The sequence below is a fragment of the Arthrobacter sp. 10L430 genome (assembly GCF_056395245.1).
This window is the reverse complement of the sequence record NZ_JBFTJD010000022.1, coordinates 55,308-75,742: the sequence shown is the minus strand read 5'-3', so window position 1 is coordinate 75,742 and position 20,435 is coordinate 55,308. Positions and strand designations below refer to the sequence as shown.

The window sequence follows — 20,435 nt, the reverse complement described above, 5'->3', positions numbered from 1 at the left end:
GACCAAAGCCAGCGCCCCGACAGAACGGGACCCCGGCCCCGAGCTCTACAGCACCGGACTCAGCCCTGAAGAAGGCCTCTGGCACCGCACCGGATGGGCAGGACGCACATGACACACCCGGGAATTACACACGTTTTGTCCTATAACCCGAGGATGCCGCCAAAGATGAAAAAAAGAGGGCCTCCCTGGGGAGACCCTCTTTTGTTGGTCGGGATGACAGGATTTGAACCTGCGACCTCTTCGTCCCGAACGAAGCGCGCTACCAAGCTGCGCTACATCCCGATCCGCTGCAAAAGCAACTTTACAAGAATAGCCGATACAGAGGCCACATGCGAAATCGAGGCCAGGACCTCCTGCATTACGGCCCGGAGGGCGCGGCGGCCGCTGGTTTCCCCACCTTTGGCGGGTTTCGGCTCCCAAGGGGCGGAACCGCCGTCGTCCTCCTCCAAAGGCGGGGGGACCCGGCAGGTGGCCTTCGGCGCCGGGCCTCAGACCAGCGAATCCTTCCAGGCCCCGTGCAGCTGCGCGAAGCGGCCGCCGCCGCCAATCAGCTCCTCCGGAGTGCCGTCTTCCACAACGCGGCCATCGTGGACCACAAGGACCCTGTCGGCTGTCTCCACCGTGGACAGCCGGTGCGCGATGATGAGGGCCGTGCGTCCGGCATCACGGTGTCCGGCGTCGGCACCGGTGCCGTTTCCGGGGGAGGCGTCGGCGCCGGTGACGGCAGGGCCGCCGTCGTCGTCCGTGCCCCGCAGCAGCCGGGCCAGTCCGTTCTGGACCAGCCGTTCGGAGGGGATGTCCAGGGAGGACGTCGCCTCATCGAGGATCAGGACGGCCGGCCGCGCCAGGAAGGCGCGGGCGAAGCTGATCAGCTGGCGCTGCCCCGAGGAGACGCGGCCGCCGCGCTTGTTGACGTCGGTGTCGTAGCCCTCGGGGAGTTCGGTGATGAACTCATGCGCACCCACTGCCTTGGCCGCTGCCTCGATCTCCTCGCGGCACGCCTCCGGCCGGCCGAGGGCGATGTTGTCCGCCACGGAGCCGCTGAACAGGAACGCCTCCTGGGTGACCATCACGATGTTCCGGCGCAGGTCCGCGGTGCTGAGCTCGCGCAGGTCCACGCCGTCGAGCGTGACGGAACCGGAGGAGACATCATAGAAGCGGGCTATCAGTTTGGCGAGGGTGGACTTGCCCGCGCCGGTCTGCCCCACCAGTGCCACCGTCTGGCCAGCGGGGATGGCGAGGTTGAGCCTTGCGATGATGAGGGGGCCGCTTCCGTAGCGGAACTCGACGTCCTTGAACTCGACGGCGCCGCGGGCATCGCGGAGGGCCACCGCGTTCCCGGGCGGGCGGACGGTGGGCACCTCTTCGAGCAGTCCGGACACCTTTTCAAGCGCCGCCTGGGCGCTCTGGAAGGAGTTATAAAACATGGCCATCTGGTCCACGGGCTGGAAGAAGCGCTTCGTGGACAGCATCAGCGCCAGCAACACACCCACAGCGAGGTCGCCGTTGAGGACGCGGAAGCCGCCGAACAGCAGCACCGCCGCCACGCAGACGTTGCCGATCAGCACCAGGCCGGGCTGGAAGATCCCGTTCAGGTTGATCGACCGGACGGTCACCTTCCGGTATTCCTCGGCCAGTTCCCCATACCGCGCCGCGTTTTCGCGTTCCTTCCGGAAGGCCTTCACCGCACGGATTCCGGTCATGGTCTCCACAAAATGCACGATCAGGCGGGCGGACACCACCCGCGACTCACGGAACGCGATCTGCGAATGCTTCTGGTACCAGCGCGCCAGCAGGAACATCGGAACGCCGGCCGCCACCACGATCAGACCGCTGCGCCAGTCGAGGGCAAAGACCGTTACCGCCGTGAACACCATGAAAAGCATCCCGGACGCGAGTGAGCTGACCCCGGAATCGAGGAGCTCGCGGAGGGCCTCCAAGTCTGAGGTCTGCCTCGCGATAATCCGGCCGGAGGTGTATTTCTCATGAAACTCAAGGCTGAGCCGCTGCGTGTGCCGGAACACCCAGAGTCGCAGGTCCAGCAGCATGGCCTGGCTGAGCTTCGCCGTGGACGTGACGTAGAGAGCCGTCAGGACGGCGGTCGCCACCGCCGCCGCGAGATACGCGACGCCGGTGATCACCAAGGGGAGGTTGTCACCGCCCTGCAGGGCCGGCAGCGCGTGGTCGATGCCGAACGCAATCAAGGCGGGACCGGCCACGCGGGCCGCCTGAGACAGGACCACCATGGCGATGGTGAGCCAGAACCGGAGCCGGACGGGACGGATCAGCGTGGCCAGCAAGGCGAGCGACCGCCGTCGTACGGCTTTGCTGTCGCTCTTGCTCAGGTGGGCATTGTCCTCGTTCGCGGTACCGAACGCTGCGGTGCTCATCGGATGGACTCCTCAGCGTCGTCCTCGAGGGCGGAAAGTTCGGAGTCGAGGTCCCGTGGCTCGGTCTCCAGGCTGGCGATGACGTAGCGGTAATGGTCGTTGGTGGCCAGCAGTTCGGCATGCGTTCCGACGGCGGCAATCCGGCCTTCCTTGAGCAGTGCCACCCGGTCGGCCAGCGCCACGGTGGACGGGCGGTGCGCGACGATCAGCGTGGTGGTGCCGGCCAGCACGTCCCGCAGGCGGTTTTTCACGAGTTCCTCGGTGTTGACGTCCAGGGCGGACAGCGGATCATCCAGCACCAGCACCTGGGGTTTGGCTGCGATGGCCCGGGCCAGGGCGATGCGCTGCCGCTGCCCTCCGGAGAGGCTCAGCCCCTCGTCTCCGATCAGGGTATCCAGCCCGTCCGGCAGGGAGTAGGCGAAGTGGGCCTGGGCGGTGTCAAGCGCCTCTTCAAGGATGGCCTCCAGCTCTTCGTTGCCGGCGTCGGGGACACCGGCTCCTACACCGGTCCGGGCGCCCAGAAGCACATTGTCACGGACGGAGTTGGAGAAGAGTGTGGTGTCCTCAAACGCCACTCCCACCACGCTGCGCAGTTCTTCGACGCTGAAGTCGCGCAGGTCCACGCCGTCGATGGTGATGGACCCGTCCGTGACGTCATAGAGGCGCGGAACGAGCTGGAGCAGGGCGCTCTTGCCGCTGCCGGTGATGCCCACCAGCGCCATGGTTTCGCCAGGGCGGATGTCCAGGGTGATGCCCTTGAGGATGGGCTTATCCGGGGCGTCCTCGAAAGCGAAGGTGATGTTGTTGAAGCTCAGCGCGCCTTGCAGCTCCGCGGGCCGCGCGGGACGCTCCGGGCTGGTGATCGTGTTGCGGGTGTCCATGACCTCGAAGTGGCGGTCAAGTGCGCTCTTGGCGGTCAGGGCCATGGCCAGCAGCATTCCGGAGAACTCCACGGGCGCGGCGATGACGGCCGCTGTCGCGAAGAACGCCACGAGCGAGCCGATGCTGAGCTGGCCTGCCGCCACCAGCGTGATGCCCACCACGAGTCCCGCACCGAGGGCCAGTTCGGGCAGGAGCGTGACCACCATGCTGAACGTGGCCTGGTGCCTTGCCTTGGCGATCTCGGTCTGGCGGAGCTCCTCGGCCTGGCCGTTGAAGGTTTCCAGCGCCTCGCGGCTCCTGCCGAAGGCCTTCAGCACGCGGATGCCGTGGACGGACTCCTCGACAGTGGTGGCGAGGTCGCCGGCCTGGTCCTGGCTGCGCCGGGCCACCTTGCTGAAGCGGGTCCTGAAGCGGAAGCTGTAGAACATGATGGGGCCGGCCGCGGCCAGGAAGATGAGGGCAAGCTGCCAGCTCATGGTGAACATCACCACCACGCCGATCACCACGGTCAGCGTAGTGACCACCAGCATGATGGCACCGAAGGCCATCCAGCGCCGCAGGAAGTTCAGGTCCGTCATGGCGCGTGAGAGCAGCTGCCCGGAGCCCCAGCGGTCATGGAAGGAAACGGTGAGATCCTGCAGATGGCCATAAAGGGACACTCGCATGCGCGTCTCTACCGTGGTGGCCGGGTTGATGACGAAGGTCCGGCGCAGGGCCACGAGCCCTGCCTCGGCGATCCCCAGGACGAGGATGACTCCGGCAGATGACCACACCGCGTCCGCAGTGGCTCCAGGCCGGAGTGAGTCATTGACGAGTGCCCGCAGGACCTGGGGAATGGTGAGTGCCACCACGCTGGCAAGGAGTGCGCACAACAGACCCATGAACAGCCGGGGGAGGATCGGCTTCACATGGGGATAGAGACGGCTGATGGATCTGAAAAACGAAGTCTGCTTGGCCATGCCCGCTTCTTGAACTCAAGTGCGAATGTAGTTTCCCGTAGCAACTACCCTATGCCATGAGTGCCGCGCTACACATGGTTTCGGAGGTCGTGGGGCGTCGAGCCTGGCCGTTTCGGCGGCTAGGCCCGGGGAGCAAGGGTCAGCAGGACGGCCTCGGGTTTGCAGGCGATACGGACAGGGGCGAAGCGCGAGGTGCCGATGCCCCCGGAGACGTTGACCGGCGTCGTATGGCCGTTGCTTTGCCAGTCGTGCAGGCCCTTCGCACGCCACGTGGGGATGTCGCAGTTGGCAATGATGGCACCGTACCCGGGGATGCACAGCTGGCCGCCATGGGTATGGCCGGCGAGGAGCAGGTCGGCGCCGTCCTCAGTGAAATGGTCCAGCACACGCTGGTATGGGGCATGGATAACAGCCACGCGCAGGTGGGCGTTCGAGTCCTGGCCCCTGGTGCCCCTGGGCCAGCCCGCATAGCGCTCGCGCTTCAGGTGGGGATCGTCCACGCCGGAGAAATCGAACCGCATGCCCCTGAGCACAATCGACTGGTGGCGGTTGGTCAGGTCAACCCAGCCGCCCATGCCGAAGCCGGCGCGGAGGCGCGGCCAGTCGAGCACCTCGGAATCCCGCTGCTCCCTTGACGGCCCCAGCAGGTACGCAGCCGGGTTCTTGAGCCGCGGAGCGTAGTAATCATTGGATCCCGGAACAAAGACGCCGGGAAATTCCATCAGGGGGGCAAGGGCAGAGAGCAGCGGATCCACAGCCTTGGCGTGGCTGAGGTTATCGCCGGTATTCACCACGAGGTCCGGTTTCAGCTCGGCCAGGGAACGGAGCCATTCGGCCTTCGCGTTCTGCCCAGGAACAAAGTGGATGTCACTCAGGTGCAGTATCCGGAACGGATCCTGGCCTTCAGGCAGGATGGGCAGCGATTCTTCCCGCAGGACAAACTGGTTCTTCTCCCACAGGCCGTAGCCAGCGGCGGCGAGGCCCAGTGCAGATCCGGCGGCGGCAGTAACGGCAAAGCCGCGCGCGATGCTTCGCGCGCGGCTTGCCATGAGTGACGTGTCGATCACTGTCAGCCGTTCCCCTTGTTCCCGTTGCCGTTGCCGTTGCCGTTCCCGTTTCCGGTGTTGTTGCCGTTTCCGGTGTTGCCGCCGGGGGTGCCCGTGGTGCCGCCCGTGCTATTACCGGTGTCGCTCGGAGGCTGCGGGTTGTCCGGCACGGGGACGGACGGCTGGAACTCCGGGGTCCCGTACAGCAGGTTGGACGGCGGTTCCGGGAAGGGGTCGGTGCCGTAGGTCGGAGCAATCTGGGACATGAACTGCGAGAACATCGGCCCGGCGATCATGTAACCGTCAATGCCGGTGTAGAACTTGCCGTTGATTGTGACATTCTGGCCCGCACGGTCCTGCGAACCCAGGGCGTCGCCGAACCAGGCGGCCGTGGCGAGGCCCGTGGTGTGTCCTACCACCCAGGTTGAGCCGTTGTTGTTGGACGTACCCGTCTTGGCAGCGATGGGGAACGTGGTCTGGGTGGAAATCCGGGGCTGGATGAGCGAGCCGGATCCCTCGTTCAGGACCTTCTGCAGTGCATAGTTCACGCCCCGGGCCACCTCGGGCTTGATGGCATCCCGGCAGGCGGTCGACTGTGCCGGGAGCTGGGCGCCGGTCTGGTCGGTCACGGACGTGATGGCGATCGGAGCGCAGTACTTTCCGTCATTGGAGAATGTGGCGAATGCACTGGCCATGGTCAGCGGAGCCGTCTGGGTCGAGCCGAGCAGGTTGCCGAGCGTGGTCATGGTGACCTTGGGGTTTGCGTCGACCACCGCGTTGGTTTCCTTGTCGCGGACCGGCAGGCCGCCGTGCAGCCCAACGGCGTCCACGACCTTCTGGATGCCGCACAGGTCAACCTGGGAAGCTGAGGCAAACGTGGCCGTGTTGATGGAGTTCTTCAGCCCGTCGAGCACAGTCATGTTCCGGTAATAGCCCTCTTCAGCGTTCTGGAGGTCATCGGTGCCGTTAGTGCTGTCGTACCAGCCGACGGTGGGCGTCGAGCAGGTGTTCCGCCACGGGAAGTCCTGCGGGTAGCGGCGCTGGGCGGCGTTGACGATGGTGTTCATCGACTTGCCTTCGTCCAGCCATTCGGCGAAGGTAAACGGCTTCATCGTGGAGCCGGGCTGCGCGCCGCCGAGGCCGTTGAGGTCATTGCCCTGGTCGTCGTACTGGTCCACGCTGAAGTTGATCTGGGAGTCGAACTTGCCCTTGCCCGCAAACCACGAGGTGTTCTGGGCCATGTTGGTGATCCGGCCGGTCTTGGGCTCGACCGATACCAGGGCTGCGCCCCACTTGTCGGGGTTGGTGCCGGCGGAGGCATTGACCTGGTCCTGGGCGGCTTTCTGCGCCTTGGGATCCAGGGTGGTCTTGATGGTGAGGCCGCCGCGGAAGATCTTCTTTTCGCGTTCCTTCGCGTCCGCGCCGTACGCCGGGTTGTTCAGCAGCAGGTGCAGGACGTAGTCGCAGAAATAGGGGGCCGTGGGTGAGTAGGCACAGCCTTGGCGCGCGGGGGTGACCTTGGTGGTCACCGGGGTGGCGACAGCTGCGGTGTGCTGGGCTTTGGTGATCTTGTTCTGCTTGAACATGGCGTTCAGTACGAGGTCGCGTCGGACCTTCGCGTTGTCCGGATTGGTGATGGGATCAAAGGCCGACGGGCTGTTGACGAGGCCGGCCAGCAGCGCTGCCTGGGGGAGCGTGAGGTTCTTGGCCGTGGTGCTGAAGAAGAACTTCGACGCGGCCTCGATGCCGTACGCGTCACGGTTGAAGAACACGATGTTGAGGTATCCCTCAAGGATCTGTTCCTTGGTGAACTTCTTTTCCAGGGCGATGGCGAGCTTCATTTCGCGCAGCTTGTCGCCCACGCCCTTGTTCACGCCGTTGAGCTTGATGTCCTCGCCGCGGCCCTCGGATTCAAGCGAGGCGTTGAGGACGTTATTAACGTACTGCTGCGTGATGGTGGACGCGCCCTGCTTGTTGCCGCGCGCCGTGGCGACGAGGGCGCGGAGGATGCCGGTGGTGTCCACGCCGCCATGCTCGTAGAACCGGCTGTCCTCAATGGCGATGACCGCGTTCTTCATGTAGGGGGAGATCTGCTCGAGCGGAACGCGGGTGCGGTTCTCCGCGAACAAGTTGGCGATGACGCTCCCGTCCTTCGCCAGGATCTTGGTGGACTGGCTGGGCGGGTCCACCTGCAGCTCCGCCGGGAGAGTGTCAAAGAATTCGATCGAGCCACTGGCCGAGCTGCCTGAAACGGCCGCCGCCGGAACCAGCAGGCCGGCCACCAGGACGCCACAAATAGCGCTCACGCCAAGGAAGGCTAATAACTTTCCGAGGGTGGTGGCCGTGTCGAATATAGGGTTCTTACCAGTCGCCATGTTCTCCAGTTTACCGGCAAGGACTAGGCTTGAGTTCATGACCAAATGGGAGTACGCGACGATTCCGCTCATAATCCACGCCACGAAGCAGATTCTGGACCAGTGGGGAGAGGATGGCTGGGAGCTTGTCCAGGTAGTCCCCGGCCCCGACGGCAACGGTCTGGTTGCCTACCTCAAGAGGGAGAAGCAGTAGCATGACCACGCCCCAGGAAACCGCTTCCAGCGCTGCAGCGGCGCCGTCTTCCGCCGTCGAACAGCGGCTCGCCGAGCTTGGCCTGACGCTCCCCGAAGTGGCCGCGCCCGTGGCCGCCTACGTGCCGGCCGTCATCTCCGGCAACCACGTCTACACCTCCGGGCAGCTGCCGTTTATTGACGGCAAACTCGAAGCTACCGGCAAGGTTTCCGCCGGCACCGAAGGCACATCGGACGAATCCACGGTCTCCCCCGAGGACGCCAAGGCGTACGCCGCCGTCTGTGCCGTCAATGCGCTGGCCGCCGTCAAGAGCGTCATCGGCGACCTCGACCGCATCACCCGCATCGTCAAGGTGGTGGGCTTCGTGTCCTCGGACCCCTCCTTCACCGGCCAGCCGGGCGTTATCAACGGCGCCTCCGAACTACTTGGCCGGGTGCTTGGTGACGCGGGGCAGCACGCCCGTTCCGCCGTCGGCGTTTCTGTCCTGCCGCTCGACTCTCCCGTTGAAGTCGAACTGATCGCTGAATTCAGCTAAGGACCGGTCACTTCCTTGCCCCAGCTAGCACGTCGCCTGTTTGTTCTTCCCCCTGAGCTCGAAGGGGCGGCACAAAGCTGGATCGATCACGGCGAACGGACGCCCCGCGCCGCACGGTTCGCCTCCTCGGTAGTCCTGCTCCGTGATTCGCCCACCGGTCTGGAGACCTGGCTCGGTTACCGGCCGGGGTCTTCGCCGCTGGGCGTCCTCGCCTTTCCCGGCGGGTCACTGGAAGCGTCCGACGACGACGCACTCGGCTGGCTGGGCCCCTCGCCCCAGCATTGGGCCGAGCAGATGGGAACGGACGACGTCGGGCTGGCGCGCCGCCACGTTGTGGGCGCCGTCCGGGAACTCTTCGAAGAGACCGGCGTGCTCCTGGCCGGCCCGGACCTGTCCTCCACCGTTGAGGGCACATCCACGCCCGAATGGATGAAAGTGCGCGAAGCCGTGGCTTCGCAGGAAAAGTCCTTCACCGAAGTGCTCGCCAAGCGCGGACTGTCGCTTCGCACGGACCTGCTGAAGCCGCTCGTGAACTGGCTCAGCCCGGACTTTGCACACCGCCGGTTCAATACCCGCTACTTTGCCGCCACGGTTCCCATGAACCAGCAGCCCACCGTCCTGGCCAGCAAGGGCGTGTGGGGCCGCTGGGTCTGCGCCACCAAAGTTGTCAGCGAACGCGACACGACGGCGCTCGGCGACGAGGTGGGCCAGGAAAACACCGTGGGCCTCACGCTTGGCCAGCTCCTGGTCCCCGGCTCTGAAATCATGCTCGAGAAGATGGCAGCGGCCAACGGCTGCATCGCCTACCTCAGCTACAAGCGCACCCCGCACGTGTACCAGCCCCGGCTGGTCCAGGAAGACGGGACGCTCATGCTCGAAGTCGAGGCCGCGAAGACCGTGGCCCACGAGCCCCAGCGGGAACGGTGACGCTCTCGCGGTTCCTGTCGCTTTTTTGGTGACGCTCTCGCAGGTCCTGTTGAGTTTTTCCCGATGCTCTCGCAGTTCCTGTCGCCTTTTCGCGACGCTCTGATTACCGCTGATCGAGCTTGTCGAGATCAAGGTTCGGGCCCACTGGTTCGACAGGCTCAACCAGCGGAGGCGGGTTGCCGGCCTTCGCAGAGGAGCGCATCGCGGCGCATCGGGGCCCGGAGGTCGCTCAGCGACCGGAGGGGCCCCTATGCGTCGTGTCTAAGCGACGGCGAAGGGCCGCAGTCCGCCGGTGGCGAGTTAAACAGCAAAGGCCGCCCCACTCGGAGGCGGCCTTTGATTTCTGCCGCTTAGCGGGAGCGCTGGCGGAGGCGCTGCATGTCCAGGATCACTACGGCGCGGGCTTCGAGGCGCAGCCAGCCGCGCTGGACGAACTCGGCCAGGGCCTTGTTCACGGTTTCACGGGAGGCGCCGACGAGCTGTGCCAGCTCTTCCTGCGTGAGCTCGTGTGCAACGAGGACGCCGTCGGTGGCCGGCCGGCCGAATCGGTCGGCCAGGTCCAGGAGCGCCTTGGCCACGCGGCCCGGGACGTCGGAGAAGACGAGGTCGGACAGGGAATCGTTCGTGCGGCGCAGGCGGCGGGCCAGCGCCTGCAGCAGCTGGGCCGAAACCTCCGGGCGGGTGCGCAGCAGGGAGTTCAGGCTCTCGTTCCTGAGGCCTGCCAGGCGGGTCTCGGAGACAGCCGTGGCAGTTGCCGTACGCGGGCTGGGGTCGAACAGCGCCATCTCGCCGAAGAGCTCACCCGGGCCAAGGATGGCCAGCAGCGATTCGCGGCCGTCGGGGGACGTACGGCCAAGCTTCACCTTGCCGGACACAATGAAGTAGAGCTGATCACCCTGATCGCCTTCGCGGAATACAGATGCCCCACGGGACAGGTCAACCTCGGTAAGCTCGTCCGTCAGCAGACGGAAAGCCTCGTCGTCCAGAGTGGCGAAAAGGGGTGCGCGGCGCAATACCTCGATGTCCATGAATTCTCCTGATTAAAATGTGTCGGCTGGGGCGCTTGTGCCATTGTTTCAGAATTTTCTACGTTCTGTGACGTACTTGGCAGCAGAACAGGCCCAAAAGGCGCTGGGGCACACGTCCGCCGCCGCCGTCCACCGGCGAATTGTCAGAATCCGCCAGTAGAATCGGGGCTTAGCTGCCTGTGAGGAGACCCGGTGTTTGGCCTGACTGTTCTGGACCTTGCGTTGCTACTGACGCTCCTGTCCTACCTGATCTATGGCCTTCGCAACGGGTTCCTGGTCACCCTCGGCGGCATTGCCGGCTTCGCCGCCGGAGCCGTCGCAGCTTTCCTCTCCGTGCCGCTGGTCAGCAACTTCGTGGAGGACAGCGGCTGGCGGCTGACCGCGATCATCGGTACAGCCATTGTGCTGATGGTGCTGGGAAACGCGCTGGGGACCACGATCGGCCGGAGCATCCGCAGCGCCGTGCGCCTGAAACCGCTGCGCGCCGTGGACAGGACGGTCGGTGGCGCGGTGAACCTCGTTGTGGCCGCCCTCGTCATGTCCATGCTGGCGTTCAGCATCGGTGCCCTCGGTGTGCCGTTCGTTTCCCAGCAGCTCGCCGAATCCAGGGTCATCCGCTTCATCGACGGCCTGACCCCCAACCCGGTCAAGGCCACCATGGCCCAGCTGCGGTCGGCGGTGATCGGGGACGGCATCCCCCGGCTGATCGAGGGCATCGGGCAGGACCAGCAGGTCCCTGTGCCGAATGCCAACACTGACACCCCTGCCCTGAACCGGGCGGCCGGTTCAGTCCTGAAGATCGCCGGCACCGCCTACCAGTGCGGGCAGAACCAGACCGGGACCGGCTTCGTTGTGTCGCCGGGCCGGGTGGTCACAAATGCGCATGTTGTGGCGGGCGTGTCGCAGCCTGTCGTGGAGATTCCGGGTGGCGGCGCGTTACCGGGCCGCGTGGTCTATTTCGACAGCCAGCGGGACCTGGCAGTCCTTGCCGTCGAGGGCCTGGCCACAGAATCACTGGGCCTGAGTCCTGATCTTCCGGCCGGCACTGCCGCAGCATTTGCGGGCTACCCGCACGGTGGCCCGTTCCAGTCGAAGCCTGCGACGGTCCAGGGCATTTCCACAGTGCTGGTGCCGGACATCTACGGCAACAATCCTGTTCCGGACGAGGTCTACAAGCTCGCCGGGGACGTGCAGCCGGGAAACTCCGGCGGACCGCTGCTGACCACCGGGGGGCAGGTGGCCGGCGTGATCTTCGCCAAGACCACGTCCAACGCTGCCCTGGGCTTCGCCATCCCCATGATCGACCTTCGGCCGGTAGTCAATGAAGCCCCAGGCCTCTCGGCGGCAGTGTCGTCAGGACAGTGCATCCAGCAGTAGCAGTTCCGACAGACGGCTAGAGCCACTCCAGGCTCTGGCCATGCGGCCCAGTGACGGCCACCGGCAGGCCGTCCTGCAGCAGCAGGAAACGTCCCTTGAGCCGTTCCGGATCCATTTCAGGCACCACGTTGGAGCCGTCCTCCTGGGCGATCACCATCTCGCCCTCGTTGGACAACCAGTGGCAGCCCCTGTCTGCAGCGAGGCCCTGGACTGTGGTCCGGAAACGCGCGCGGCCTTCCGCGCTGAGGTAGCCCATGACGGCACTGTGGAACACCACCAGTGCCGCATCGTTCGGTGCCTGTCGGGCCAAGGAGACCAGCTGCTCGTTCAGGTCCCCGGCAACAAGGAGCGGCGGCTCCTGCCGGGCGACGGTGACTGCCCGGCGTAGCCGCTCACGGCGGAAGTCCTGCTCGGGCCAGACCAGCGCTTCGAGCCAGGCGACGTCGTCGTCATTTCCGACATCCAGGGGGTTCAGGTCGATTCCGGCCCGCCACACGATGTCCGGCAGTCGGCCGGGCAGGGGAACCATGCCCGAAGTGATGCACCGGAGGGCGGGCGGCTCTGGCGCGGCCGGCTGACCCTTCCGCGGCGGTGCCGGAAGCAGTCGCGTGACCGTCGTCCCGTCGTCGAACTCGTAGCAGTAGCGGTCCGGGAACAGCGCCAGGCCGGCAGACGCGCCGACTTCGATCAGGGCGAGCGGCTTCCCTTCGGCGGCCGCGATGGCGGCCAGCGAAGGCAGCAGGGTGGCGCAGCGGCCCACCTCGTTCGTCTGCGTGGCGCGCGAGAGGACGGTCCGCGAGATGTCCGCCCAACGCTCGTCCAGAAACTTCCGGAACTCCCCATAGGGGGAAACCCTGGCGCCGAGGAAGCGGGCGGCAGCCAACATCAGCAGGGGCTGGCGCTTGTTGTGCGGCCACTGTTCAATCCGCGCAATCAGCTCGGGATCGTCAGCGATGTGCAACGACCAGTCGGCGTAGCAAGCCGAGGAACCGGGGGCATCAACGGCGCCGAAATGCCGGTACCAGTCTGCGGTGCCCATGGCCTCGGCCGGCATTGTCAGGCCTTGCCGGCATGCAGGTCGGCGAGGTATTCGACGGCGAAGCGGTACCCCATGATCCCGGCGCCCGCGATCACGGCCTTGCTGATGTCCGAAAGGTAGGAGTGGTGCCTGAATGCTTCGCGGGCGTGCACGTTGGTGATGTGGACTTCCACGGCAGGCAGCTGTACCGCTGAGATCGCGTCCCGGATGGCCACGGACGTGTGCGTGTACGCGCCGGCGTTGAGGACGATGCCGATGGCCTTGCCCCGTGCGGCGTGGATTGCGTCCACCAAGGCGCCTTCATGGTTGGACTGGAAACACTCGACGTCCAGTCCGTGAGCAGCTCCGGCATCCTTCGCCAACTGTTCGACGTCGGCAAGGGTTGAGGTGCCGTACTTCTCCGGCTCGCGGGTGCCGAGGAGGTTCAGGTTGGGACCATTGAGGACAAGGATGGTTGCGCGGCCGGCTTCGGTGGCGGAGGGTGCTTCAGTCATGGATGCAAATCTATCGCGTTGTCCAGCCCATCCTCCGGGAGCGGGGCTTCGTTACAGACTGCGGCCGCACGTGGCACTGGCCCAGGCGGCGAACCGCCCGGGCCAGTGGGTTGGCCGGCGCCAGTGAGTCGGGTGCGCCTTAGAGCGCCGTGAACTTCAGGAGCACCGCATGCTCCGGGTTGAGGATCGGCATGGGCAGCCCGACCTCGGCCAGGAAGCTGCCGCTGGCCTCGGCCCCTGAGGCCAGCCAGGCCGGCGGCTGGACCTGCGTGAACGTGTGGGCGTAGTCCGCGTCGCTGGGCGCGGGGAAGATGGCCTCCACGCGGTAGTTCTGTGCTGCCTCCAGTCCTGGAACGGTGATCCGTCCGGGCTGCTCGGCGAACGACGTCCGCGTGCTCACGAGGGCGAACAGCGCCGCGGTCGTGCCCGGTGCGGCGGGATCCGCCGCCGCGGCATCCGTGACAACGCCGTGCAGCATCAGCAAGTCGTCGGGAACATCCGCGCGGACCATCCGTCCGCTGTGGATAAGCCCGCGGTGCTCCTTGTAAATCCCGATGAAGCGCTTGAGTTCGTCGCGTTCCGCCCCCTGCACCTGCCGGACGTCCCATTCCATGCCGAAGTGCCCAAACAGCGCCGTGATGGCGCGGAATGACAGATCGTGCGTGCGGGCCGTGGTGTGGGAGGTGGTGGGGCCGATGTGGCCCCCCACGAGCTCCGGCGGGACCACCACGCCGGTCCAGCGCTGGATGGTCTGGCGCTCCAGCGCATCGTTGCAGTCCGAGCCCCAGATCCGGTCGGTCCGCTCCAGGATGCCCAGGTCCACGCGTGCCCCGCCGGAGGAGCAGCTCTCAATCTCGACGCCGGGATGGGCCTTGCGGAGTTCGTCGAACAGCCGGTACGCGGCGAGCGTCTGCTCGTGGACGGAGGAGCGGCCGTCGTGGCCGTGTTCGGTCAGGTCCCGGTTCTGGTCCCACTTGAGGTAGCTGATGTTGTTTTCGCGCAGGAGGGCGTCGATCCGGTCGAAGATGTACTGCCAGGCCTCCGGGTTCACGAGATCGATGATGTGCTGGTTCCGCCAGGCCAGTGGCAGGCGTCCGCCGTCCTTGTGGGAGGCTGCGGCCGGCCCCACGATCCACTCCGGGTGTGCCCGGACTATGTCGGAGTCCAGGTTGACCATTTCCGGTTCCACCCAGAGTCCGAATTCCATCCCGTGCGATGTCACGGCATCGATCAGCGGCGTGAGGCCGTTGGGCCAGAGCGTCTCGTCCACGTACCAGTCACCCAGGCCAGCGTGGTCGTCGCGGCGGCCGCGGAACCAGCCGTCGTCGAGGACGAAGCGCTCGACGCCGAGGTCGGCGGCGGAATCGGCCAGTTCGATGAGCGTGGACAGGTCGTGGTCGAAGTAGACCGCTTCCCAGGTGTTGAGCACCACCGGGCGCGGTTTTCCGGCTCCGGCATTGGCAGAAGCCGCGGGCAGGACATGGTGCGGGCGGGACCGGAACCAGCTGTAGAACGCCTCGCTGATGCCGTCCAGGCCGCGGTCAGAATAGGCCGCGAAGAGTGCCGGCGTGGTGTAGCTTCCGCCCGGTTGGAGGATCACTTCGGCCGGTCCCAGCAGTTCCGAGCCGCCGATCATGGTGCGGCCGTCGCCGATGGTGTCGGCGAACTGTTCGTGGTTGCCGCTCCAGGCCAGGTGCGTGGCCCAGACCTTTCCGTGGCGGTTGCCGAAGCCGGCGGTGCCGGCGGCGAAGAGCAGCGAGGAATCATGCCCGGTGCGGCCGTGCCGGCCGGTGCGGACCCAGGTGCCCTGCTGGATGGGGCGGCGCTGCGGATGGCGTTCCCGGCACCAGCGCCCGGTCAGGTCAAGGAGTTCGACGGCGTCCGGAGCCACCGGGAGGACAGTGGCCAGCTCGTCGACTTGGAACGGCGACGTGCCGGAGTTGGTGACGGTGTGGCGCAGTTCCAGCAGGCCGCCCTCGTGCAGGGCGAGCGTGGACTCCACGGCGATGCCGGCGTCGGCATCCTCCTGGGTGATGACCGCGGAGTTGCCGTTCACGGCCGAATGCAGAGCGCGCAGGCGGACCGAGAAGTCGAGGCCCGAGGCGCCGTCGGCAATCCGGTGGCCGCGCAGCGCCGGCCGCCCCCGCCAGCTGGATGACGCCTGGGGCAGCAGGCCTGCGGGGACCGTGGCGTCGATGGCCGAGTGGGGGACGGGTTCGGTGAGGATGGCGAGGTCCGGGAGCTGGCCGCCAAGTTCGGCGCCCCAATGGATGACCTCGGCCTCCCCGCTGCTAAAGCTGATCACCAGGCTGGTGCCGGCGGAACGGAGGTGCAGGGGATCCATAGGTAGTTCTCTTTCGGTGAGGAGCGTGATGCAGAAAGGTAAGGTAAGCCGGTTGCGGGGCCGGGGCGGCAGGTGTGCGCCGGCCCCGCAACCGTGGTACTGCGGTGGATGCCTGGGCTTCGATTGTCGCCCAGTTTCGTCCCTACTTGAAGAGGGAATTGACCTGGCCGTTGGCGTCAGTCAGGGAGCTGGCGTCCTTCTTGCCGGACACTACCGCGTCCATGGCGGGCTTCATGATGCCGTCCACTTTGGCGGCCTTGTCGGCGATGGGGAACAGGAAGGTGGTGCCATCGGTGACGTGCGTGGTGAAGGCGGTGACGTCGATGCCCTTGGCCTTGAAGGCAGCGGCAGCCTTCTCGGAGGAGCTCTTGATGGCGGGGAAGACGACGGCCTTGGAGGCGACGACGTCCTGGCAGGCGCTGGAGGCCAGGTACTCGACCCACTTCACGGAAGCAGCCGGGTTCTTGGTGCCGGCCCAGACGGAGTCGGCCAGGCCGTTGAACATGCTGGCACGCTTGCCGTCAGGTCCCTTGGGGGTCGGGGCGATTCCGGTTTCGACACCCTTGTAGCTGGTGTACTGGCCGATCATCCAGGATCCGTTGGTGTTGATGGCGGCCTTGCCGGCGCCGAAGGCGTCTGAGACGCTCGCGCCGACGGTGGTCTCAAGCTTGGGCATGTAACCCTTGTCCGCGAGGCCGGCCCACCACTTGATGGTTTCCTGGAGCTTGGGATCGTCGTAGTTGAACTTCGTGCCCCACGGGTTCTTGTCCGTATGGGTCCAGCCGGTGGTGGCGGACAGGAAGCTCCATTGGGTCTGGCCCTGGCCGGAGCCGGAGTTCTCCAGTCCCAGGCCGTAGACGGCCACCTTGGACTTGTCGAAGCCTGCCTCGTCGCCGCGCTTGCCGCTCTTGTCCACGGTGAGGTGGGCGATGGCCTTCTCGTAGCTGCCGCCGTCCTGCGGGTTCCAGTCGAGGTTCTTCAGCTGTTCCTCGGTGTAGCCGGCGTCCTTGACGAGCTTCTTGTTGTAGAACATCGCAACGGTGTCCCAGTCCTTCGGCAGTCCGTAGCGCTTGCCGTCCTGGCCTACCCAGAGATCGGCGAGGCCCTTGTTGTAGACGTCCAGCTTGACCCCGTCCTTCTGAACGGCGTCGTCCAGGGCGAGCAGCTGCTTCTTTGAGGCGTATTCGGGGAACTTGGAAAGGTGGTCGGTGAAGACGTCCGGTGCAGTGCCGGCGACGAAGCCGTTGGTCAGGGTGGTCCAGTAGTCGTCCCAGCCGCGCTGGGTGATCTTGACCTTGATGTCGGGGTTGGCCTTGGTGAAGTCGGCGGCGCACTGCTGGTAGGCCGGAAGCTGGTTGGCGTCCCAGAGCCAGTAGTTGATTTCGCCCTTGGCCTCGGCCGAAGGGGTGGACGATGCGCCGCCACAGGCGGAGAGGGACAAGGCGATGGCTGCGGCGGCAGCGACGGCGCCGAGGGATTTCTTCATGATGGACCTTTCGTGGGTGGTGCGTGGATTGCCGGGAGCGGCGGTTTGGGCTGAGTTTGGTGGGACAGGCTTCACTTGATGCCGGAGAAGCCGATGGAGTTGACCACTCTCTTGCCGAAGGCGAAGAAGAGCAGCAGTACCGGCAGGGCGGCGACGATGGTGCCGGCCATGAGTCCGGCCCAGTCCGGGGCGCCCTGCGGGGACTGGGACTTGAAGACGCCCAGGCCCACGGTCAGGACGCGGACGTTCTCGTCCTGGCCCACCAGCAGGGGCCAGAAATATTCGTTCCACTGGCCCACGAACGTCAGGAACGCGAGCGTGGCCAGCGGTGCTGCGGCGTTGGGCAGCACGATCTGGAAGAAGATGCGCAGGTGTTTCGCACCGTCGAGCATCGCTGCCTCCTCGACCTCACGGGACATGTTCAGGAAGAACTGCCGCAGGAAGAAGATCGCAAAGGGGGTCATGAACAGGAACGGCAGGGCCAGGCCGGCGAACGTGTTCAGCAGACCCAGGTTCTTGATCATGAGGAAGTTCGGCAGCGCGGTGAAGATCGGCGGCACCATCATCGTGGCGAGGAACAGGCCGAACACCAGGTTCCGTCCCGGCCAGCGGAGCCGGGAGAAAGCATAGGCGGCCATGGCGCTGAAGAAGACCTGGCCGGCCGTGGTCACGGTCGAAAAGATAATGGAGTTGCGGAGGTAGAGCCAGAAGTTAATGTCCGCCCCGGAGCCTCCTTCGGCAATGGCCTCTTCTGCGGACTGCATTCCAAAGACCCGCTTGAAAGCGCCCCAGCTGAAGTCGGCCGGAAGGAGGTTCGCAGCGTTGGAGGCGAGCGAGTGGTTGCTGGACAGGGCCGTCCGGAGCATCCACAGGAACGGGACGATGGTGACGATGAGCGCCAGGGCGACGAGCGTCCAGGCGCCGGCGCGGCGCCAGTTGATGGGCTTGCGGGGGGCGAGTGTTTGAGTGGTCATGGCAGGGATTCCTTAGTCCAGATCCGATTCGTTGCCCTTGAGGAACTTCATCTGGATGAAGGCCACGAGTGCGAGGATCACGAAGAGAATGACGGACAGGGCGGAGGCGTACCCGAAGTCCGATTCGCCGAAGGCTTTTTGGTAGATGTACATCTGGATGACGCGCGAGGCGTTGACCGGACCGCCGCCGGTGGTGACCGCGACGGTATCGAAGACCTGGAATGACCCGATGACGGTGACCACCAGCACGAGTGCCAGAACCGGGCGCAGGAGCGGCATGGTGATGCTCCAGAACGTCCTGGTCGGCGAGGCGCCGTCCAGCGAGGCGACCTCGTAGACGTGGTTGGGAATGGACTGGAGACCGGCGAAGATCAGCAGGGCGGTGTAGCCCATGTGGCGCCAGACGTTGACGAAGGCGATGGTGGGGATGGCCCACTGCTCACTGCCGAAGAAGGCAATGCGGGGAAGGCCCATCCAGTTGATGATCTCGTTCACGATACCCAGCTGGTAATCGAGCATCCAGAACCACAGCAGGGCAACGATCACGTTGGCTACCAGGAACGGAAGCAGCAACGCGCCGCGGACGAACGTGGACTTTGCCACGCGGTGCATCAGCAGCGCCAGGCCGAGCGCAATGACTGTCTGAAGGCCGATGTTGATTGCGACGTACTGGACGGTCACCGCCATGGCGTTCCAGAAGAGCTCGTCCGCAAAAATCGACGTGTAGTTCTTAAGGCCGATCCACTCCGGTTCGCCCAGCACGCTGTACTCGGTGAAGCTCAAGTAGATGCCCCGGATGGTCGGCACCAGGAAAAAAGCAACGAAGCCGATCATCGCCGGAAGGATGAACAGCAGCGCAATCCTGAGGTCGCCCAGCTTTGCCATGCCACGGCCCCGGTTGGAACGCTGCGGCGCCTTGTGCGCTGCAGCGGGCGGATTCTTGGTAAGGGTGGTCATCATCGACCCTTCCTGAGTGTGTGATGTGACTAACAATCGCCACTGAATCTACACGAGTAGATTTCAGAGAACAAGTTAAATCTGAGGATTTCTCAGGGAATTTCTTCTGCAACGTTGAAGACGTTGACTCGAGTAGATTCCGGTGTAAGACTGATCGCAACCCCCGGCGGGACCTTTGTCAGCCCAACGGATGCCAGTTCCACCACCTTGAGAGGCACCAAACAATGACGTTTTCAATCGGAGTAGTTGGCGTAGGCCAGTTCGGCGGCCAGTTCGCCCACCTCTTCAACCTGCACCCGGGCGTGAGCAAGGTCTATGTGGTGGATGAGCGGCCGGAACGGGCAGCAGAAGCAATCGAGCACTACGGCCTGGCAGGTTCCGTGGCGAGCTTCGAGGATCTCCTAGCCTCCGACGTCGACGCCGTCGCCATCTTCACGCAGCGCTGGACGCACGGTCCCCTCGTGGAGCGGGCCCTCCGGGCCGGCAAGCACGTGTACTCGGCGGTGCCCATGGCGATTTCCGAGGAGGAGATCGCCCGCATTATCGAAGCCGTGAGGGAGACCCGGAACGTCTACATGATGGGTGAGACCAGTTACTACAACCCGGCCACCGTCTACGCCCGGAAGCAGCATGCGGCCGGAACATTCGGCCGGGTGTTCTACACGGAGGGCGACTACGTCCACGACATGGATCTGGGCTTCTACGACGCCTACCAGTACAGCGGGGGCGAGCGCTGGAAGGAGACGGCCAGCTACCCGCCCATGCTGTACCCGACGCACGCCATTGGAGGCGTGCTGGGCGCGGTGCCGGCGCACGCTGTCAGCGTCAGCTGCGTGGGTGTGAGGGATGACCGGCAGGACGGAGTGTTCGACCGGGACGTCAGCATGTTCGGCAATGACTTTTCCAACGCCACGGCACTGTTTGAACTGAACGACGGCGGTGTGATGCGAACCAACGAGATGCGCCGCGTGGGGTACCCGTCCCACATCCGCGAGTCCCGGTTCAGGTTCTTCGGCACGGAGGCCAGCTTTGAGCAGCTGGCCAAGGTCACGGTCTGGCAGGACAAGGCCAACGTCCACGACATTTCGGAGCAGATGGAGTCAAGGCCCAGCATGTCCCTCGATGATCCATCGCTGGCCAATGTGGCACCTGAACTCCGCGATGCCTTCGTTTCGGGTCTTGCGCCCGTCCACGACAGCGAGCGTCTCCCCGAAGAATTCCGGGGAGCCCCGAACGGACACGAGGGCAGCCACCACTTCCTTGTGGATGACTTCGTCACGGCGGTCAATAACCGCACGCTTCCGCCGGTCAACGCCTGGACTGCGGCACGGTTCACGCTGCCGGGCATCGTGGCCCACGAGTCCGCCCGGCGCAACGGCGAACGCCTGATCATCCGGGATTTCGGCGATGCCCCGGCGTCGCTGTAGCT

The 20,435-nt window shown here is 65.4% G+C and carries 16 protein-coding genes and 1 tRNA gene; 5 read left to right on the top strand and 12 right to left on the bottom strand.

The window, feature by feature from the left end; translation table 11 throughout:
• Positions 1–205: 205 nt before the first annotated feature.
• From AC1DDG_RS17030 to AC1DDG_RS17010, 5 genes are all read right to left on the bottom strand, one after another.
• Positions 206–282, bottom strand: a tRNA-Pro gene (locus AC1DDG_RS17030).
• 206 nt (positions 283–488) lie between these two features.
• Positions 489–2,390: an ABC transporter ATP-binding protein gene (locus AC1DDG_RS17025; RefSeq protein WP_476876959.1), complete on the bottom strand. Its 1,902-nt coding sequence runs from the start codon at positions 2,388–2,390 to the stop codon at positions 489–491.
• A complete protein-coding gene (locus tag AC1DDG_RS17020; RefSeq protein WP_476876958.1) occupies positions 2,387–4,231 on the bottom strand; it encodes an ABC transporter ATP-binding protein in 1,845 nt (614 codons plus the stop codon). Before AC1DDG_RS17020 ends, AC1DDG_RS17025 begins: the two co-directional genes overlap by 4 nt.
• A gap of 119 nt (positions 4,232–4,350) precedes the next feature.
• Entirely contained in the window at positions 4,351–5,280 is a 930-nt protein-coding gene (locus tag AC1DDG_RS17015; protein WP_230119391.1) for a metallophosphoesterase, read from the bottom strand.
• A gap of 20 nt (positions 5,281–5,300) precedes the next feature.
• Positions 5,301–7,652, bottom strand: a complete 2,352-nt coding sequence (locus AC1DDG_RS17010; RefSeq protein ID WP_476876957.1) for a transglycosylase domain-containing protein — start codon at positions 7,650–7,652, stop codon at positions 5,301–5,303.
• A 37-nt stretch (positions 7,653–7,689) separates the two neighbouring features.
• On the opposite strand from AC1DDG_RS17010, the gene AC1DDG_RS17005 reads away from it, so the two are divergent.
• From AC1DDG_RS17005 to AC1DDG_RS16995, 3 genes are read left to right on the top strand one after another with little or no spacing between them, the layout of a single operon-like run.
• Complete coding sequence (locus AC1DDG_RS17005; protein WP_009359196.1) at positions 7,690–7,845, top strand: DUF4177 domain-containing protein; 156 nt, start codon at positions 7,690–7,692, stop codon at positions 7,843–7,845.
• 1 nt (position 7,846) lies between these two features.
• Complete coding sequence (locus AC1DDG_RS17000; protein WP_230119369.1) at positions 7,847–8,380, top strand: RidA family protein; 534 nt, start codon at positions 7,847–7,849, stop codon at positions 8,378–8,380.
• A 15-nt stretch (positions 8,381–8,395) separates the two neighbouring features.
• Positions 8,396–9,307, top strand: coding sequence for an NUDIX hydrolase (locus AC1DDG_RS16995; protein ID WP_230119368.1), 912 nt, complete (start codon positions 8,396–8,398; stop codon positions 9,305–9,307).
• Between the two features lie 350 nt (positions 9,308–9,657).
• Here AC1DDG_RS16995 and AC1DDG_RS16990 read toward each other — a convergent pair whose 3' ends face one another.
• Positions 9,658–10,335: a Crp/Fnr family transcriptional regulator gene (locus tag AC1DDG_RS16990; protein ID WP_205652417.1), complete on the bottom strand. Its 678-nt coding sequence runs from the start codon at positions 10,333–10,335 to the stop codon at positions 9,658–9,660.
• Between the two features lie 192 nt (positions 10,336–10,527).
• Between AC1DDG_RS16990 and AC1DDG_RS16985 the strand changes: the two genes are divergently transcribed.
• Entirely contained in the window at positions 10,528–11,712 is a 1,185-nt protein-coding gene (locus AC1DDG_RS16985) for a MarP family serine protease (RefSeq protein WP_476876956.1), read from the top strand.
• Between the two features lie 16 nt (positions 11,713–11,728).
• Here AC1DDG_RS16985 and AC1DDG_RS16980 read toward each other — a convergent pair whose 3' ends face one another.
• From AC1DDG_RS16980 to AC1DDG_RS16955, 6 genes are all read right to left on the bottom strand, one after another.
• Positions 11,729–12,766: a DUF2332 domain-containing protein gene (locus tag AC1DDG_RS16980; protein WP_476876955.1), complete on the bottom strand. Its 1,038-nt coding sequence runs from the start codon at positions 12,764–12,766 to the stop codon at positions 11,729–11,731.
• 2 nt (positions 12,767–12,768) lie between these two features.
• Complete coding sequence (gene aroQ, locus AC1DDG_RS16975; RefSeq protein ID WP_476876954.1) at positions 12,769–13,245, bottom strand: type II 3-dehydroquinate dehydratase; 477 nt, start codon at positions 13,243–13,245, stop codon at positions 12,769–12,771.
• Positions 13,246–13,384: 139 nt separating this feature from the next.
• Positions 13,385–15,589 carry an alpha-galactosidase gene (locus AC1DDG_RS16970; RefSeq protein WP_476876953.1) on the bottom strand — a complete coding sequence of 735 codons (2,205 nt, stop codon included), beginning with the start codon at positions 15,587–15,589 and terminating at the stop codon, positions 13,385–13,387.
• A 142-nt stretch (positions 15,590–15,731) separates the two neighbouring features.
• Positions 15,732–17,075 carry an ABC transporter substrate-binding protein gene (locus AC1DDG_RS16965; protein ID WP_476876952.1) on the bottom strand — a complete coding sequence of 448 codons (1,344 nt, stop codon included), beginning with the start codon at positions 17,073–17,075 and terminating at the stop codon, positions 15,732–15,734.
• Positions 17,076–17,146: 71 nt separating this feature from the next.
• Positions 17,147–18,049, bottom strand: coding sequence for a carbohydrate ABC transporter permease (locus tag AC1DDG_RS16960; RefSeq protein WP_476876951.1), 903 nt, complete (start codon positions 18,047–18,049; stop codon positions 17,147–17,149).
• A gap of 12 nt (positions 18,050–18,061) precedes the next feature.
• Entirely contained in the window at positions 18,062–19,006 is a 945-nt protein-coding gene (locus tag AC1DDG_RS16955) for a carbohydrate ABC transporter permease (RefSeq protein WP_230119390.1), read from the bottom strand.
• A 224-nt stretch (positions 19,007–19,230) separates the two neighbouring features.
• Here AC1DDG_RS16955 and AC1DDG_RS16950 point away from each other — a divergent pair, with 224 nt between their 5' ends.
• Positions 19,231–20,433: a Gfo/Idh/MocA family protein gene (locus tag AC1DDG_RS16950; protein WP_476876950.1), complete on the top strand. Its 1,203-nt coding sequence runs from the start codon at positions 19,231–19,233 to the stop codon at positions 20,431–20,433.
• Positions 20,434–20,435 lie beyond the last annotated feature (2 nt).